Origin of the sequence: Chromobacterium vaccinii (assembly GCF_001855275.1) — a bacterium.
Lineage (GTDB): Bacteria > Pseudomonadota > Gammaproteobacteria > Burkholderiales > Chromobacteriaceae > Chromobacterium > Chromobacterium vaccinii.
In genome coordinates, this window is record NZ_CP017707.1 from 2,993,986 (window position 1) to 3,012,945 (window position 18,960).

General features: G+C 64.7%; 5 protein-coding genes. 3 read left to right on the forward strand and 2 right to left on the reverse strand.

Translation table 11 applies throughout. The annotated features are described in order from the left end of the window. Positions 1–52: 52 nt before the first annotated feature. On the forward strand, positions 53–12,100 hold the full coding sequence (locus BKX93_RS24750) for a retention module-containing protein (protein WP_070980266.1): 12,048 nt from the start codon (positions 53–55) through the stop codon (positions 12,098–12,100). Between the two features lie 272 nt (positions 12,101–12,372). On the opposite strand, the gene BKX93_RS13890 is transcribed toward BKX93_RS24750, so the two are convergent. Continuing rightward, positions 12,373–14,274, reverse strand: a complete 1,902-nt coding sequence (locus BKX93_RS13890; protein WP_046168488.1) for a bifunctional diguanylate cyclase/phosphodiesterase — start codon at positions 14,272–14,274, stop codon at positions 12,373–12,375. Between the two features lie 13 nt (positions 14,275–14,287). Further along, positions 14,288–14,956, reverse strand: coding sequence for a transglutaminase-like cysteine peptidase (locus BKX93_RS13895; protein WP_231161302.1), 669 nt, complete (start codon positions 14,954–14,956; stop codon positions 14,288–14,290). A 157-nt stretch (positions 14,957–15,113) separates the two neighbouring features. Between BKX93_RS13895 and BKX93_RS13900 the strand changes: the two genes are divergently transcribed. Together BKX93_RS13900 and BKX93_RS13905 are read left to right on the forward strand one after the other, a co-directional pair. Continuing rightward, positions 15,114–16,592 (forward strand): TolC family outer membrane protein, encoded by a 1,479-nt coding sequence (locus tag BKX93_RS13900; RefSeq protein WP_046168473.1) that lies wholly within the window; start codon positions 15,114–15,116, stop codon positions 16,590–16,592. A gap of 197 nt (positions 16,593–16,789) precedes the next feature. Beyond that, complete coding sequence (locus BKX93_RS13905) at positions 16,790–18,958, forward strand: type I secretion system permease/ATPase (RefSeq protein WP_046168474.1); 2,169 nt, start codon at positions 16,790–16,792, stop codon at positions 18,956–18,958. Positions 18,959–18,960 lie beyond the last annotated feature (2 nt).

Here is an 18,960-nt window from a genome sequence, read left to right on the forward strand (position 1 = left end):
TGGCGCGCCGCTATCCTGCTGAAATCAGCAAACTGTCATAAGGATTTCCATCATGGCCACCAGCACCCAGGGACAGGTTCTCTCGCTGCAAGGCAGCGTCAAGGCGATCGGCGTCGACGGCAAGGTACGCATCCTGAAAGTCGGCGACATCCTGCAGCCCGGCGAGCAACTGCAGCTGGAAAACGGCGCCGCCGTCAGCATCAGCCGCGCCGACGGCGAAGTGATGCACCTGGACGGCGACCGCCAGGTGACGCTGACCGAGGAGGTGCTGCACGCGCAGCATGCCGACGCGGCGGAAGCCAGCATCGCCCCGCTGGCGCCGGAAGCGCAGCAGATCCTGGCGGCGCTGGACAATCCGGCGGCCAACCCCGGCAATCCTTTTGACAGCCTCGACCCGGCAGCCGCCGGCCTGAACGACGCCGGCGGCGAGAACAGCGGCCACTCCTTCGTCCGCATCGGCCGCATCTCGGAAAGCCTGACCGGGCTGCAGCTGGAAGCGGCGCAGGTAAGCGCGGCGCAAGTGCCCGAAAACCGGGCCGCCGACGTCCCGGCGCAGAACTCGCCGCCGTTCTTCACCGCCGCCAATGGCGCGCCGTTGGGCAGCGACATGAATGTCACCACCGACGAAGACACGCCGGTCAGCGGCACGCTGACCGCCAGCGATCCCAACGGCGACCCGCTGACCTTCGTCAAAGGCGCCGATCCGCAGCACGGCACCGTCACCGTCAATCCGAATGGCACCTGGACCTATACCCCGGCCCAGGACTACAACGGCGGCGACAAATTCACCGTCACCGTCAGCGACGGCCGCGGCGGCACCGCCACCGTGACCGTCAACATCGGCATTACCCCGGTCAACGACGCCGCAGTGATCACCGGCAATGACCAGGGCGCCGTCACCGAAGACCTCAACGTCTCCGCCGCCAACACTCTGGACTACAGCGGCAAGCTGAACGTGGTCGACCCTGACAAGGGCCAGGCGGTGTTCGACACCGCCCGCGTCGACAACAAGACCGCCAATCTGGGTTCGATCACCATCGACGCCAACGGCAACTGGCACTACAGCGTCGACAACGCCAAGGTGCAGTATCTGGGCCAGGGCGACACCCGCACCGAAGTCTTCACCGTCTACTCTCAGGACGGCACGTCCCACGACATCACCGTAGTCGTCACCGGCGTCAATGACGCCGCGGTGATCTCCGGCAACGACCAGGGCGCCGTCACCGAAGACCTCAACGTCTCCGCCGCCAACACCCTGGACTACAGCGGCAAGCTGAATGTGGCCGATGCCGATCAGGGCCAGGCGGTATTCAATACCAGCCGCATCGACAACAAGACCGCCAATCTGGGGTCGATCACCCTCGACGCCAACGGCAACTGGCATTACAGCGTCGACAACGCCAAGGTCCAATACCTGGGCCAGGGCGACACCCGCACCGAAGTCTTCACCGTCTACTCCCAGGACGGCACGTCCCACGACATCACCGTCGTCGTCACCGGCGTCAACGATGCCGCGGTGATCTCCGGCAACGACCAGGGCGCCGTCACCGAAGACCTCAACGTCTCCGCCGCCAACACCCTGGACTACAGCGGCAAGCTGAATGTGACCGACGCCGACCAGGGACAGTCTTCGTTCGACACCACCCGCATCGACAACAAGACCACGAATCTGGGTTCGATCACCCTCGACGCCAACGGCAACTGGCATTACAGCGTCGACAACAGCAAGGTCCAGTACCTGGGACAGGGCGACACCCGCACTGAAGTGTTCACCGTCTACTCCCAGGACGGCACGTCCCACGACATCACCGTCGTCGTCACCGGCGTCAATGATGCCGCCGACGTCGGCCACGGCGCCGGCGACATCGGCTCCGGCATCGTCAAGGAAGACACCGCGGCCCAGACCGTCGCCAGCGGCAAGCTGACCGTAGTGGATGTCGACCAGGGCCAGGCCCAGTTGCAGCCTTACCAGCAGGTGACCGATTACGGCACCTTCCAGGCCAACGCCGACGGCACCTGGACCTTCACCATCGACAACAGCAGCGCCAAGGTGCAGGCGCTGGGCGAAGGCGACAAGGTGCCGCTGCAGTTCACCGTCCTCTCCGAGGACGGCACCGGCAGCGCGGTGGTATCCATCCAGGTGCTGGGCACCAACGATGCCGCCACCTTCTCCGGCAATGACACCGGCAGCGTGACCGAGGACCAGAACGTCTCCGCCGCCAACACCCTGGATTACAGCGGCAAGCTGAACGTGTCCGATGCCGACCAGGGCCAGTCGGTGTTCAACACCAGCCGCATCGACAACAAGACGACCAACCTCGGCAGCATCACCATCGACGCCAACGGTAACTGGCACTACAGCGTCGACAACGCCAAAGTGCAGTACCTGGGCCAGGGCGACACCCGCACCGAAGTCTTCACCGTCTACTCCCAGGACGGCACGTCCCACGACATCACCGTCGTCGTCACCGGCGTCAACGATACCGCGGTGATCACCGGCAATGACCAGGGCGCCGTCACCGAAGACCAAAACGTCTCCGCGGCTAAAACCCTGGACTACAGCGGCAAGCTGAACGTGGTCGATGCCGATCAGGGCCAGGCGGTGTTCAACACCACCCGCATCGACAGCAAGACCGTCAACCTCGGCAGCATCACCATCGACGCCAATGGCAACTGGCACTACAGCGTCGACAACAGCAAGGTCCAATACCTGGGCCAGGGCGACACCCGCACCGAAGTCTTCACCGTCTACTCCCAGGACGGCACGTCCCACGACATCACTGTCGTCATCAACGGCGTCAACGACGCGGCCATCATCGGCGGCACCGACCACGGCATCGTGGTCGAGGACGATATCACCCAGGTGAACGGCACCCTGCTGGTCAAGGATGTGGATCAGAATCAGTCCGCCTTCCAACCGATGGCCGACGTTCAGGTCGACTACGGCACATTCCACTTCGACAGCGCCACCGGCCAGTGGACCTTCACGCTGGACAACGCCAAGGCTCAGGAACTGACCAGCGCCGATAGCCTGGACCGCACCTTCACCGTGCACTCTGTGGATGGCACGCCCCACGTCGTCACCATCACCATCCAGGGCAAGGATGATCCGGCCGTCATCACCGGCAACGACCAGGGCGCCGTCACCGAAGATCTGAATGTGTCGGCGGCGAATACGCTGGACTATGTTGGCAAATTGAATGTCGTCGACCCTGACAAGGGCCAATCGGTATTCAATACCAGCCGCGTCGACAACAAGACCGCCAATCTGGGTTCGATCACCATCGACGCCAACGGTAACTGGCACTACAGCGTCGACAACGCCAAGGTGCAGTACCTGGGCCAGGGCGACACCCGCACCGAGGTGTTCACCGTCTACTCCCAGGACGGCACGTCCCACGACATCACTGTCGTCGTCACTGGCGTCAACGATACCGCGGTGATCACCGGCAATGACCAGGGCGCCGTCACCGAAGACCAAAACGTCTCTGCGGCTAAAACCCTGGACTACAACGGCAAGCTGGATGTCAGCGACCTAGACCAGGGCCAGGCGGTGTTCAACACCACCCGCATCGACAGCAAGACCGTCAACCTCGGCAGCATCACCATCGACGCCAATGGCAACTGGCACTACAGCGTCGACAACAGCAAGGTCCAATACCTGGGCCAGGGCGACACCCGCACCGAAGTCTTCACCGTCTACTCCCAGGACGGCACGTCCCACGACATCACTGTCGTCATCAACGGCGTCAACGACGCGGCCATCATCGGCGGCACCGACCACGGCATCGTGGTCGAGGACGATATCACCCAGGTGAACGGCACCCTGCTGGTCAAGGACGTGGATCAGAATCAGTCCGCCTTCCAACCGATGGCCGACGTTCAGGTCGACTACGGCACATTCCACTTCGACAGCGCCACCGGCCAGTGGACCTTCACGCTGGACAACGCCAAGGCTCAGGAACTGACCAGCGCCGATAGCTTCGACCGCACCTTCACCGTGCACTCTGTGGATGGCACGCCCCACGTCGTCACCATCACCATCCAGGGCAAGGATGATCCGGCCGTCATCACCGGCAACGACAAGGGCGCCGTCACCGAAGATCTGAATGTGTCGGCGGCGAATACGCTGGACTATGTTGGCAAATTGAATGTCGTCGACCCTGACAAAGGCCAATCGGTATTCAATACCAGCCGCGTCGACAACAAGACCGCCAACCTCGGCAGCATCACCATCGACGCCAACGGCAACTGGCACTACAGCGTCGACAACGCCAAAGTGCAGTACCTGGGCCAGGGCGACACCCGCACCGAAGTGTTCACCGTCTACTCCCAGGACGGCACGTCCCACGACATCACCGTCGTCGTCACCGGCGTCAACGATGCCGCCACCTTCTCTGGCAACGATGCCGGGGCGGTGACCGAAGACGCCAATGTCTCGGCGGCGAATACACTGGACTACAGCGGCAAGCTGAACGTGTCCGATGCCGACCAGGGCGAGGCGGTGTTCAATACCAGCCGCGTCGACAACAAGACCACCAATTTGGGCAGCATCACCATCGACGCCAACGGCAACTGGCATTACAGTGTCGACAACGCCAAAGTCCAATACCTGGGCCAGGGCGAGACCCGCACCGAAGTCTTCACCGTCTACTCCCAGGACGGCACGTCCCACGACATTACCGTCGTCGTCACCGGAGTCAACGACGCCGCGGTGATCTCCGGCAACGATCAGGGCGCGGTGACCGAAGACCTCAACGTCTCCGCCGCCAACACCCTGGACTACAGCGGCAAGCTGAACGTGGTCGATGCCGATCAGGGCCAGGCGGTGTTCAACACCAGCCGCATCGACAACAAGACCAGCAACCTCGGCAGTATCACCATCGACACCAACGGCAACTGGCATTACAGCGTCGACAACGCCAAAGTCCAATACCTGGGCCAGGGCGAGACCCGCACCGAAGTCTTCACCGTCTACTCCCAGGACGGCACGTCCCACGACATCACTGTCGTCGTAACCGGCGTCAACGATGCCGCGGTGATCTCCGGCACCGATCACGGCATCGTGGTCGAGGACGACATCACCCAGGTGAACGGCACCCTGCTGGTCAAGGATGTGGATCAGAACCAGTCCGTCTTCCAGCCGATGGCCGACGTTCAAGTCGACTACGGCACCTTCCATTTCGACAGCGCCACCGGCCAGTGGACCTTCACACTGGACAATGCCAAGGCACAGGAGCTGACCAGCGCCGATCGCTTCGATCGCACCTTCACCGTACTGTCCTTGGACGGCACGCCCCATACCGTCACTGTCACCATCCAGGGCAAGGACGATCCGGCGGTGATCACCGGCAATGACCAGGGCGCCGTCACCGAAGACCTCAACGTCTCCGCCGCCAACACTCTGGACTACAGCGGCAAGCTGAACGTGGTCGACCCTGACAAGGGCCAGGCGGTGTTCGACACCGCCCGCGTCGACAACAAGACCGCCAATCTGGGTTCGATCACCATCGACGCCAACGGCAACTGGCACTACAGCGTCGACAACGCCAAGGTGCAGTATCTGGGCCAGGGCGACACCCGCACCGAAGTCTTCACCGTCTACTCTCAGGACGGCACGTCCCACGACATCACCGTAGTCGTCACCGGCGTCAATGACGCCGCGGTGATCTCCGGCAACGACCAGGGCGCTGTCACCGAAGACCTCAACGTCTCCGCCGCCAACACCCTGGACTACAGCGGCAAGCTGAATGTGGCCGATGCCGATCAGGGCCAGGCGGTATTCAATACCAGCCGCATCGACAACAAAACCGCCAATCTGGGGTCGATCACCCTCGACGCCAACGGCAACTGGCATTACAGCGTCGACAACGCCAAGGTGCAGTATCTGGGACAGGGCGACACCCGCACCGAAGTCTTCACCGTCTACTCCCAGGACGGCACGTCCCACGACATCACCGTCGTCGTCACCGGCGTCAATGACGCCGCGGTGATCTCCGGCAACGATCAGGGCGCGGTGACCGAAGACCTCAACGTCTCCGCCGCCAACACCCTGGACTACAGCGGCAAGCTGAATGTGACCGACGCCGACCAGGGACAGTCTTCGTTCGACACCACCCGCATCGACAACAAGACCACGAATCTGGGTTCGATCACCCTCGACGCCAACGGCAACTGGCATTACAGCGTCGACAACAGCAAGGTCCAGTACCTGGGACAGGGCGACACCCGCACTGAAGTGTTCACCGTCTACTCCCAGGACGGCACGTCCCACGACATCACCGTCGTCGTCACCGGCGTCAATGATGCCGCCGACGTCGGCCACGGCGCCGGCGACATCGGCTCCGGCATCGTCAAGGAAGACACCGCGGCCCAGACCGTCGCCAGCGGCAAGCTGACCGTAGTGGATGTCGACCAGGGCCAGGCCCAGTTGCAGCCTTACCAGCAGGTGACCGATTACGGCACCTTCCAGGCCAACGCCGACGGCACCTGGACCTTCACCATCGACAACAGCAGCGCCAAGGTGCAGGCGCTGGGCGAAGGCGACAAGGTGCCGCTGCAGTTCACCGTCCTCTCCAAGGACGGCACCGGCAGCGCGGTGGTATCCATCCAGGTGCTGGGCACCAACGATGCCGCCACCTTCTCCGGCAACGATCACGGCGCCGTCACCGAGGACCTCAACGTCTCCGCCGCCAACACCCTGGATTACAGCGGCAAGCTGAACGTGTCCGATGTCGATCAGGGTCAATCGGTATTCGACACCAGCCGCGTCGACAACAAGACGACCAACCTCGGCAAGCTGACCATAGACGCCAACGGCAACTGGCATTACAGCGTCGACGACGCCAAGGTCCAATACCTGGGCCAGGACGTCACCCGCACCGAGGTGTTCACCGTCTACTCCCAGGACGGCACGTCCCACGACATCACCGTGACCATCAAAGGCGTCAACGATCCGGCCGTGTTCGGCGGCACCGACGGCGCCACTCTGGTGGAAGGCACCTTCCCGACAGCCACCGGCACCCTGCTGGTCAGGGACGTCGATGCCGGCGAGGCTGGCTTCCGCCCGCAAGCCGACGTGCTGGTGAAATACGGCACCTTCCATTTCGACAGCGCCACCGGACAGTGGACGTTCACCCTGAACGACACGGCCCAGGAGCTGACCAGCCAGGACAAGATCAACTACACCTTCCCGGTCCAATCGCTGGACGGCACCTCGCACAACGTCAACATCACCGTCTACGGCACCGACAATTTCGCCAAGATCAGCGGCGAAAGCACCGGCGCCGTCACCGAGGACCTCGCCGTCGGTGCCGATGGCGCGCTCACGCATAACGGCAAGCTCGACATCGCCACCCCGGACAAGGGCCGCGCGGCGTTCGACACCGGCCGCGTCGACAGCCATGCCGGCAATTACGGCACACTGACGATAGACAAGGACGGCCACTGGCAGTACAAGGTCGACAACGACAAAGTTCAGCACCTGGGCCAGGGCGAAACGCGCACCGAGGAGTTCACCGTCTACGCCAAGGACGGCACCGAGCACAAGATCAGCGTCGACGTCCACGGCGCCAACGACGCGCCGGCCTTCGTCGGCGACCAGACGCACGGCTTCGCCAAGGACGGCGGCATCCAGGTCACCACCGCCGAGGACACCCCGGTCAGCGGCCAGCTGCACGCGCAGGACGTGGACGCCAACGACCAGCTGAGCTACGCCGCCAGCGGCAACCCGCAGCACGGCACCGTGGTGCTGGGCAAGGACGGCAGCTGGACTTACACGCCGAACCAGGACTACAACGGCAGCGACAGCTTCAAGGTGACGGTCACCGACAAGGCCGGCGCCACCGACACCATCACCATCCACGTCGGCATCACGCCGGTGGACGATCCGTCGGTGCTGAAGCCGGACAGCGGCAACATCGTCGAAGACAAGCCGCTGGCGGTCGATGCCGCCCACGGCCTGCTCGCCAACGATTACGACGTGGACAGCAAGCTCAGCGTGCACAGCGTCACCGTGGCAGGCCAAACCTACCAGCTGGGCAAACAGGGCGTGGACGTGGCGCTGGACGGCAAGGGCGTGCTGCATGTCAACGCCGACGGCAGCTACAGCTTCGCCCCGGCCGCGCACTACGCCGGCGAGCTGCCGCAGATCGGCTACACCACCAACACCGGCAGCAGCTCGACGCTGACGCTGACCATGACCCCGGTCGCCGACGCGCCGGTGGTCGGCGTACAGATCGGCCAGGGCAGCTACCAGCCGGGCAGCCCCTATGTCGGCGGCCGCAACTTCGAATCGTGGGAAAAGACCGCGGCTGAATACGGCAAGAACGCGATCACGCTGGACGACGGCAACAACTCGTTCGCCGACCTGCGCGGCAAGACCGACACCGGCTTCGCCGTGCGCGGCATGGGCGGCAACGACGCCATCTACCTGGACACCAGCAAGGCCGACAACGTGCTGATCGGCGACGACGGCAACCTGAGCCAGTTGAGCGGCAAGCCGAATGAAGTCAACGACACGCTGTATGCCGGCAAGGGCAACGACATCCTGATCGGCGGCAAGGGCGACGACAGCCTGTACGGCGGCGACGGCGTCGACACCGCGGTCTATGCCGGCAACTTCAAGGACTACACCATCACCCGCCCGGTCATCGGCGCCGGCGGCAGCGTGTTCTTCGAAGTGACCGACAAACAGACCACCGCGGCCAATCCCTACGCCGGCGAAGGCCACGACAGCCTGTACGACATCGAGCGGCTGCAGTTCAAGGACGGCACCTACTACTGGAACGGCAAGGACTGGGCCAAGGAAGGGCCGGACCTCACCCGCTATCCGATCGACATCAGCGCCTCGCTGGTGGACCGCGATGGCAGCGAAGGGCTGGACAGCATCGTCGTCCGTCTGGACGCCAAGTACGCCGGCTCGCAGCTGTTCGACAGCCAGCACAACCTGATCGGCATCATAGGCAAGGACGGCTCGCTGACCATAGTCCAGGCCGGCCACTGGGACGCCAAGGCGCTGGACGTGAAGCTGTCCGGCCTGCAGCTGGAAGTGCCCGGCAACGTCAAGGGCGCGCTGTCCATCGGCGTCGACGCTGTTTCACGTGAAACCGGCAACGGCGACACCGCGACCGGCCATGCCGGCGCCAACGCGGCCAATATGGCGCCGGAGACCTTCGACGTGTCCGCGTCCGGCCAGGAAGACCAGCCGCTGATCAGCATCGCGCTGTCCGGCAAGGACGGCGACGGCAGCGTCTCCGGCTTCGTGATCAAGGACCTTCCGACCAACGGCACGCTGTACAGCGACGCCGCCGGCACCCAGGTCGTCAAGGCCGGCGACACCGTGGGCGGCGCCGTCTACTTCAAGCCGGCGGGCCACTGGAGCGGCGACACCGGCTTCGGCTACGCGGCCAAGGACAACCAGGGCGCGGTGGACGCCAGCCCGGCCAAAGCCTCCATCCACATCGAAGCCGTGGCCGACGCGCCGCAGCTGTCGCTAGGCGGCTACTCGTCGCTGGCCTCGCTCAACTTCGAGGACGTCAATCTGAACGGCCGCGAATGGCGGCAGGACGTGGCGGTCAACAAGATCGGCGGCGCCAATACCATAGGCGTGTGGAACACCGACAACGGCCGCGGCCTGATCGAAGTGGGCACCGAGCGCACCTACACCGGCGGCAGCTCGACCAACAAGGTGCTGGAAATCGAAAACGGCCCCGGCGACCGCACGCTGTACACCGACATCCAGTGCGAAGCCGGCCGCTTCTACCAGCTGGGCTTCGACATCTCCGCTCGCCTGAACTACGTCAGCAGCTCGCAGTTGCAGGTCAAACTGATCGCGCTCGACGCCAGCGGCCACCCCACCGGCAAGGCCACCGTGCTGTACGACTTCAACCCGACCAGCACCGGCTGGCTGCGCGACCAGCAGGTTGCGCTGCCGATCGCCCAGGACGGCAAATACCGGCTGCTGTTCGAGGCCAAGGACGGCGATGCCAACGGCGCCATCCTCGACAACCTCAGCTTCAAGGCGATGGACAACGTCGGCTATGAAGGCAACTTCATCAAGCTGAGCAGCATCAGCGCCTCGCTGGTCGACCGCGACGGCTCGGAAACGCTGAACGTCTCCCTGTCCGGCCTGCCCAGCGGCGCGGTGCTGAAAGACGCGTCCGGCCATCAGGCGATGGTGGACGGCTCCGGCCGGCTGGATGTCAGCAACTGGAGCCTGGACAGCCTGCAATTGAAGGGTCCGGCCGGCTACCATGGCCAGCTGAACCTGACCGTCACCGCCACGGCCACCGAGCAGTCCAACCACAGCCAGGCCAGCAGCAGCCAGAACCTGAGCGTGTCCATCCAGGCGGTAGACCATCCAGTCACCCTGTCCGGACTGCACGCGCTGGATGGCGGCAGCGACGCCATCGCGCTGGAAAGCCATCTGGCCGCCGGCACCGCGCCGGACGCCGCCCAGCTGACCCAGCAGGGCAACTTCGTGGTGAACGCGCCGGACGGCGTGGCCAGCATCCGCATCGGCGGCGTGGAAGTGGTCGGCGCCGACGGCAGGCTCACCGGCAATACGCTCAGCACCGCCTACGGCGCGCTGAAGGTCACCTCCTTCGACGCCGCCAGCGGCAAGCTCGGCTACCAGTACACGCTGGGCCACGCCGGCGCCAGCGCGGGCGAGCGCTTCATCGATAGCCTCAACGTGGAAGTGCGCGACCGCGACGGCAGCAGCGCCAGCGACAAGCTCAACGTGGCCATCGTCAATGACGCGCCGCTGGCGGCCGACGACCGCGCCAGCCTGGCGGTGCTCAGCGGCGATCTGAAGATCAGCAGCAACGGCATCGTCGGCGACTGGATGGACTGGGACGGCGGCCACCGCGTCAGCACCTTCAACCAGGGCGGCAACGACAACGGCCAGAACCAGCTGCGCTGGGGCGACACCTACGGCCAGCAGTCCGGCTATAGCTTCCGCGACAACGACACCCTGTTGAACAACACGCTGCCGCTGAACCAAACCTTCAAGCTGGGCGACCTCACCCACCTGAACTACGAGATCAGCGGCAACTCCGGCATCAGCAACGCCACGCTGGGCCTGTCGTTCATGCTGGGCGTCCAGCCGCAGCAGTTCCTCGTCCACCTGAACCACCAGGAGACGCCGAACAGCCGCGACTACGAAGCCAGCAAGGACATCGTCACCATCGACAACGCCAGCCAGACCTTCGAGTACAACGGCCGGCAGTACATCCTGCAGATCCTGGGATTCGATGATGGCAAGGGCCATATCGGCAACGAAATCCACACTGCCGAGAACGCCAACTCCACCTTCGGCATCATGGCGCGCATCGTCGAGGGGAGCGACTTCCACCATCCGGCCACCGGCGGCGACGTGCTGCAGAATGACGCCGCCGGCGCCGACGGCGGCCTGAAGGTGGTGGCTTGCGCCAGCGGCGGCCAGGCCGGAAACGGCGGCGTGGAGGCCATCCTGCACGGCCAGTTCGGCGACCTGCTGATGCACGCGGACGGCAGCTACAACTACACCTTCACCGGCGATAGCAAGCTGTTGGGCAACGGCCAGACCGACACCTTCACCTACACGGTGCGGGATGCCGACGGCGACCTGTCCAACGCCAGGCTGCACATCGACCTGTCGACGCTGGACCCGAATCAGCGCCTGCTTCAGGGCGATGCCGGCGACAACCGGCTGACGGGCACCGACGCCAGCGAGCTGATCCGCGGCGGCGCCGGCAGCGACATCCTGACCGGCGGCGCCGGCGTCGACACCTTCAAGTGGTCGCTGGGCGATCAAGGCACCGCTGCCAAGCCGGCGCGGGACGTGATCACCGACTTCGGCCAGCATGGCGAGAAAGACGTGCTCGACCTGAAGGACCTGCTGCAGGGCGCAAGCCACAACGCGGCCAGCCTGGAGGGTTACCTGAACTTCCACAAGGAAGGCGCCAACACGGTGATAGACGTCCATCACCAGGGCCAGGGCACGGCGGTCACCCAGCAGATCGTGCTGCAGAACGTCGATCTGACCCAAGGCGCGACGCTCAGCGACGCGCAGGTGCTGAAGAACCTGCTGAATCACGGCCAGCTGCATACCGATTGAGGCGCGCAGCCCGATGTCGGCAGCCCCCCGTCCGCGCGGGGGGCTTTTTTGCGTCCACCGCGGCATGGCGGAGAAAAACCATCCATGTCCGCGTCGGCGGAGCGCGGCGCTGCCATCCCCTTGCTGCGGACCGATGAAATGAAAGAAGGGAGAACGAAACGGGAATGTCGCGCCGGCGGGAATTTCCGGCATGAAAGCGACCCGGCTGGCGGCGGCGGTCCGCCGCGGAACGGCGGCGAACGCTGCATGTCACCCCAGCCGGAAAAACGGCGTCACGCCACGGCGGGACCGGTCAGGCCGTCGACGCGCAGTTCCAGCAGCCGTTTCGCGTCGGCTTCGCTGACCACTCCCTTGGCGATCAGCCTGGCGCCCATCAGCGACGTCATCCGCTGCACGCCCTTGACCAGCACCTGCCGGCCCTCGTCCTGATGGATGCCGCGCGTCAGCGCGCCGTCCAGCACCAGATAGTCGATGCCAGCCTGGTTCAGCCGGGCGACCAGTTCCAGCCTATGGCCGCGGATCTCCACCGCCAGCCGGTGGCCGGCGCCCTTCACCGCCTCGCCGAAAGCCAGGAAGGCATCCCAATGCTCGTCCAGCCCCGCCTCGTCGAACTCGAAGGACACCGTCGTCCGGCTGCCGCCCAACATTTCCATCGCCTGCCACTGGAAGCCTCTGGCCGCCAGCGAGGCCGGGGACAGGTTCACCGCCAGCGCGGAGCCCGGCGCGTCGGCCAGGGCCAGCCTCAGCGCCTCCAGGTCGGCCAGGTGGCTCAGGCCCAGGCGCAGGCTATGCGACACCAGCCGCATCGCGTTGATCGCCGGCAGGCCCCCCATCGCGGGCCGGAACAGCATGCCCTCCTGCCACAGGATGCCGCGCGCGGCATCCCGCACCGGGAACCAGCGCAGCCTCAGGCTATGCTCGCGGCAACTGGCTTCGATCAGTTCGCGCCAATCCCATTCGCTGCCCACTTCCGGACCGCCGCCATCATCGACCCGCCACTGGTTGTCGCCCGCCGCCTCGGCCTCGGCCAGCGCCTGGCTGGCGCGCGCCAACAGGCTGGCCAAGCCATCGCCCTCGACAATGCCGCATACGCCGATGTGGCCGATGCCGTCCCGGTCGCTCAAACCCATCTGCCGGTAAAAAGCCAGCTGCTCGCATAGCGTCTCCGCCAGCTGCCGGCCGCCGTCGATCTCCAGCTCCGGGCAGAACACGGCGAAATCGGCGCCGCGCAGCCGGGCCGCCAGCCAGCCCTTGCGCCGCGAAGCCAGATCTTCCAGATCCGCCGCCAGGCGGACCAACAAGGCGTCGGCGCGCTCGCCGCCCAGCCGCTGGTTCAACTCGGCCAGCCCGGCCAGCCTCAGCAGCAGCAGGCAGCCGCGGACATCCTCCTCCTCGGCCAGCGTGCTGGACACCGCCTGCTCCAGCGCCTCGCGGTTGGGCAGGCCGGTCACCGGATCGGTATGGCGCTCGCGCCGCAATTGCTCCACCTCTTCCGACTGCTCGCCCAGATAGGACTGCAGCCTCTCCACCATGTGGTTCATCGCGCCCACCACCCGGGCCAGTTCCGGCACCTTGGGCTCGGTCATGCGCTGGAAACGACGCTCGCTGATCGCCCGAGCCTGATTGACCACCCGCTGCAAATCGCGCCGCAGCTTGAAAATATCGATGGAACCCAGCAAGCCGGCCAGCAAACCCGCTCCCAAAAGCCACAACATGGTCTGTAGCGCGCCCATCCACAACGACTCGTAGGCGTAGCCCAGCGCGGCCTCTACGCGTATCTCCCCGGCCTGCAGCCAGCCGGCGGTGACCAACGCGTTGCCCGGCTGCGGGGACAGCGGCAGCAAAGTCCGGAACCAGTCCGGTGCCGCTGGAAAAACCGCCTGGTTGACGCGGTCGACCACAACCTTGCCGTCGGCTCCCTGCCAGCGGATGTGATGAAAATATCCCTGGTCGAAAGTCGCGTTGATCAAGGTTTCAGCCATCGCCTTATCCGCCTTGTTCTGGGTGATCATCAGCGCCAGCGCATTGGCGGCATTGGCATTTTGGCCTGTCAGCTGCTGTTCCAAATAACTGCGCGCGTTGTACAGATTGGCCAGCAGCGCGCCTGACAACGACGTGAACACCAACAACAGCAGCAACAGCCACAACCGCTGGATAAGGGAAAGGTTTTTCATCGCGTCGCCCATCTCAAAAAGTGAAGCCCTCGTTTTTCATCTTGTCCATCACCTGGCGCCATCGCGTCAGCTTGGAGACATTGCTGCTGCGGTTGCCCACCCACAGGCCCTGGGCGTTGAAGCTGAACACCGGCAGCAGGTCGGTCCGCTGCGAAGCCGGCTCGATCGAGGTCACTAGGCTGTCCAGAATCTGCGGCTCGGCGCTGGGCGTGGGATAATAGGCCAGCACCATGTGAGCCTGGCTGATCGTGCTGTCCGGCCCGCCTATCCGAGCCTTGACGTAGGTGATGCGCAGCTTGTCCGGCGAGACGCCGAGCACCAGCAGCGAGATGTACTTGCCGATGCTGAAGTCCTCGCAGTCGCCCGCCCCCTTGCCGAACATCTCCAGCGGCGTCGCCCAATAATCCTGAACGCCCCAGTTGTCTATGTCCTCGCGGTACAGGATGCGCCGGTTGAAAAACTGGTTAACCTCGGCCAGCTTCTGCCGCTCGTCCACGCCCTGCAGCTTGCCCAGCAGCTGGTTCCATTCGCGGAACAGCGCGACCGCGCGCGGGCCGTAGCGGGCGGCCGAACGCTCGGTCGGCAGGCTGGCGGCGGTGACGCACAGGCCCGCCAGCAACAGCGCGACGGACATCAGGCAGCGCCGCAAGCGCCGTCCCGAAACGAGCGAGGCAAGCTTCATGGTCATTCCATGCCGATCAATGATCGCAACTGTAGCAGATTGACGAATGATATTCGCTTGGCGCGGAATATTCACTTGCCATTTAAAGAAAATTTGTTTAATCTATTTATTGAAATATTTAATAATATCAACCTCTTGCACCCGGAGACGATTAACCATGAAACGCTTACAAAAATGCAGCGTTCGCCTGACGCTGGCCGCGTTGATGAGTTTAGCGGCCGCATCGGCGCAGGCCACCGACCTGCGTCAAGTCGTGGAAAAAACCATCGCCAACAATCCGGAAGTCCGCTTCCGCTTCCATGAATTCCGCTCGTCGGCGGAAGAAGTCGGCATCGGCCGTTCCGGCTATCTGCCGACCGTGGATGTCTCCTACACCCAGGCCCGCGAAGACAACAAGGAGCCGCTGGTCAATTACGGCCCGCAAATCACCAGCGACTTCAACCGCAAGGGCTGGTCCGCAGACCTCAGCCAGAACCTGTTCCAGGGCTTCCAGACCATGAACACGGTCAAGCAGCTGGAGTTCGGCAAACGCGGCAAGTACTACGAATTCGTCGACGCCTCCGAACAGCTGGGCCTGGAAGCCACCCGCACCTATCTGGACGTATTGCGCTACCGCCAGCTGCTGGATTACGCCAAGGAAAGCTACGGCGTCCACAAGGGCATCTACGATCAGATCGAACAAAAGGTGAAGGCCGGCGTCGGCCGCCGCGTCGACCTGGAACAGGCAGCCGGCCGGCTGGCGCTGTCCGAAACCAATATGATCAACGAGTCCTCCAATCTGCACGATGTGTCCGCCCGCTACGCGCGCCTGATCGGCGAGGAGCCGCCGACCGACCTGGCGCCGGTGCCGGCGATGCAGGACAAGCTGCCGCGCGACAAGGACCTGCTGGTCTCCGCGGTGCGCAGCAGCCCTGCCTATTTGGCAGCGCAGGAAGGCGTGCGCGCCGCCCAGAGCGATCTCAAGGTCAAGCGCGGCGCTTTCTCGCCGACGCTGGACCTACGCGCCCACGCCGAGAAAACCGACAACCTGAACAGCGTCTACGGCACCCACGACAAGCAGTCGGTGGCGCTGGTGTTCAACATCAACCTGTTCCGCGGCGGCGCCGACAAGGCCCGCTTGGGCGTGGCCGCCGAACGCTACAACTCGGCGCTGGACCTGCGCGACAAAGCCTGCCGCGACCTGCAGCAGACGGTGCGCATCGCCAGCAACGATGCCCACAAGCTGAGCGAACAAATGGGTTATCTGCGCCAGCACGCGCTGTCTACCGAAAAGGCCCGCGATGCCTACCTGAAGCAGTTCGACATCGGCCAGCGCACCCTGCTGGACGTGCTGGACAGCGAGAACGAGCTGTACGACTCCAAGCGCGCGCTGGCCAACGCCGACTACGACAACAAGCTGGCCCAAGCCCGCGTGCTGGCCGCGTCCGGCCTGCTGCTGCCCGCTCTGCAGCTGAAGCCGATCGAAGAACAAAGCTTCGAATCCGACAGCGACGACTCGCAGCGCGACGCCTGCAATACCGCCTACACGCCGCCGCAGCCGTTCAGCACCGCCGGCATCCCCATCCATCCTTATGTGTCCACCACGATGGCGGAAGACGCCGCGCCAGCGAAGAAGACTGGCAAAGCCAAACGCTAAAACCTGGCCGCCGCAACCAGGCAAGACCCGCAATGCGGGTCTTTTGGCCATTGTGGCGGCGATCACCGGCATCGGGGCGCCGGCCCGCGCGCGGAACGGAAGCTGATCGCCGTTCGCGCCCGGCCGCGCGTTCCTTTGGCGGCACGTAAACAGTCAGACCCGGCACGATTGCCGACAATATCCATGGGAGTGGAAGCATGGCTTCCGAAATATCCAATCCTGAAACCGCGCAGCCGCTGAGCGAGCAAGCGACCCATCTCGACCCCCTGCTCGACTGCCTGTTCTCGCTGGCCCGCGGCTACGGCATCACCGCCACCCGCGAATCGCTGGTGGCCGGCATTCCGCTGGTGGACAACCGGCTGTCTCCGTCGATGTTCGCGCGCTCGGCGCGCCGCATCGGCCTGTCCACCCGCGTGGTGCGCCAGCCGCTGTCCAGCCTGCGCCAGCAGCTGCTGCCCGCCGTGCTGCTGCTGGAGAACAACACCGCCGGCATCCTGCGCGAGATCCGCGACGGCGTCGCCTTCCTCAGCATGTCCGAGCTGCCGGACGCCGTCGTCGAGATTCCGCTGGAAGACCTGGACCACAGCTTCGAAGGCATCGCCATCCTGGTGAAGCCGCGCTTCCAGTACGAGAAGCGCGCGCCGGAGCTGGCCGAGATCCGCGCGCGCCACTGGTTCTGGCGCACCATCTACGGCAGCAAGTCGCTGTACCGCGACGCGCTGATGGCTGCCTTCCTGATCAATGTCTTCGCGCTGGCGATGCCCATCGTGTCGATGGCGGTCTACGACCGCGTGGTGCCGAACATGGCGCTGGAAACGCTGTGGGTGCTGGCGATAGGCGCCGCGCTGGTGCTGGTGTTCGATTTTCTGCTCAAGCTGACCCGCGGCTACTTGATAGACCTGGCCAGCAAACGGGTCGACGTCGCGCTGTCGGCGCTGATCATGGAGCGGGTGCTGGGCATCCGGATGGAGGCGCGGCCGGCCTCGGTCGGCGCGTTCGCCGCCAATCTGCGCGCCTTCGAAACCGTGCGCGACTTCATCGCCTCGGCGTCGATCACCGCGCTGATCGACGTGCCCTTCGTGCTGATCTTCCTGGTGGCCATCCTGTGGATCTCGCCGCTGATGGCGGTGCCGATGGTGATCGCCATCTTCATCATGCTGACTTTCGCCCTGCTGGTGCAGGAGCGGATGCAGGCGCTGACCGAGACCACGCTGCGCGCCAGCTCGCAGCGCAACGCCTACCTGGTGGAAAGCCTGTCCGGGCTGGAAACCGTCAAGGTGCTGGCCGCCGAGGGCGTGCTGCAGGGCAAGTGGGAACAGGCCACGCTGTTCCTGGCCCAGGTCGGCTCGCGACTGAAGATCCTGGCCGCCTCCACGATGAACTTCGCCGGCTTCATCCAGCAGTTGCTGTCGGTCGCCATGCTGGTGCTGGGCGTATACGAGATCATGGCCGGCAACGTGTCCATGGGCGGCGTGATCGCCGCGGTGATGCTGTCCAGCCGCGCGATGGCGCCGCTGAGCCAGGTGGTCAGCCTGCTGACCCAGTACCACAACGCCAAGACCTCGCTGGCCTCGCTGGACGGCTTCATGAAGATGCCGGTGGAGCGCGAGAAGGACGCCGCCTTCTTCCACCGCACCAGCTTCAAGGGCGAGATCGAGTTCCGCAACGTGTCGTTCAACTACCCGAACAACCCGATGGTGGCGCTGCGCGAGGTGTCGTTCAAGATCCGCGCCGGCGAGCGCGTGGCCATCATCGGCCGCGTCGGCTCCGGCAAGACCACCATCCAGAAGATGATACTGGGCCTGTACCAGCCGACCGGTGGCGCGATCCATATCGACGGCATGGACATCAAGCAGATCGACCCGGCCGAGCTGCGCCGCCAGATCGGCCACGTGCCGCAGGATCCGGTGCTGTTCTACGGCACCATGCGGCAGAACATCTCCATGGGCTCGCCGCATGCCTTCGACGCCAGCATCGCCGCCGCCGCCGAGCAGGCCGGGCTGACCGAGTTCGTCAACAGCCATCCGCAAGGCTTCGACATGCTGATCAGCGAACGCGGCGAATCGCTGTCCGGCGGCCAGCGCAAGGCGGTGACCATCGCCCGCGCGCTGCTGAACTCGCCACCCATCCTGCTCTTGGACGAGCCGACCAGCAATATGGACCACAGCAGCGAAAGCCAGATCCGCCAGACGCTGGCCCGGGTGTCGTCCGGCAAGACCATGCTGCTGGTCACCCATCACAACGCGCTGCTGGACCTGGTGGACCGGCTGATCGTGGTCGACCACGGCGCCATCGTCGCCGACGGTCCCAAGCAACAAGTGATCGAAGCGCTGCAACAGGGCAAGATCGGAAAGGCGGGCGTTTGAGA

Bases quoted from the DNA above. Each gene is read 5' to 3' on its own strand.
- BKX93_RS24750 (WP_070980266.1), top strand. From the start codon at position 53: ATGGCCACCAGCACCCAGGGACAGGTTCTCTCGCTGCAAGGCAGCGTC.
- BKX93_RS13890 (WP_046168488.1), bottom strand. From the start codon at position 14,274: ATGAAAAACCTTTCCCTTATCCAGCGGTTGTGGCTGTTGCTGCTGTTG.
- BKX93_RS13895 (WP_231161302.1), bottom strand. From the start codon at position 14,956: ATGAAGCTTGCCTCGCTCGTTTCGGGACGGCGCTTGCGGCGCTGCCTG.
- BKX93_RS13900 (WP_046168473.1), top strand. From the start codon at position 15,114: ATGAAACGCTTACAAAAATGCAGCGTTCGCCTGACGCTGGCCGCGTTG.
- BKX93_RS13905 (WP_046168474.1), top strand. From the start codon at position 16,790: ATGGCTTCCGAAATATCCAATCCTGAAACCGCGCAGCCGCTGAGCGAG.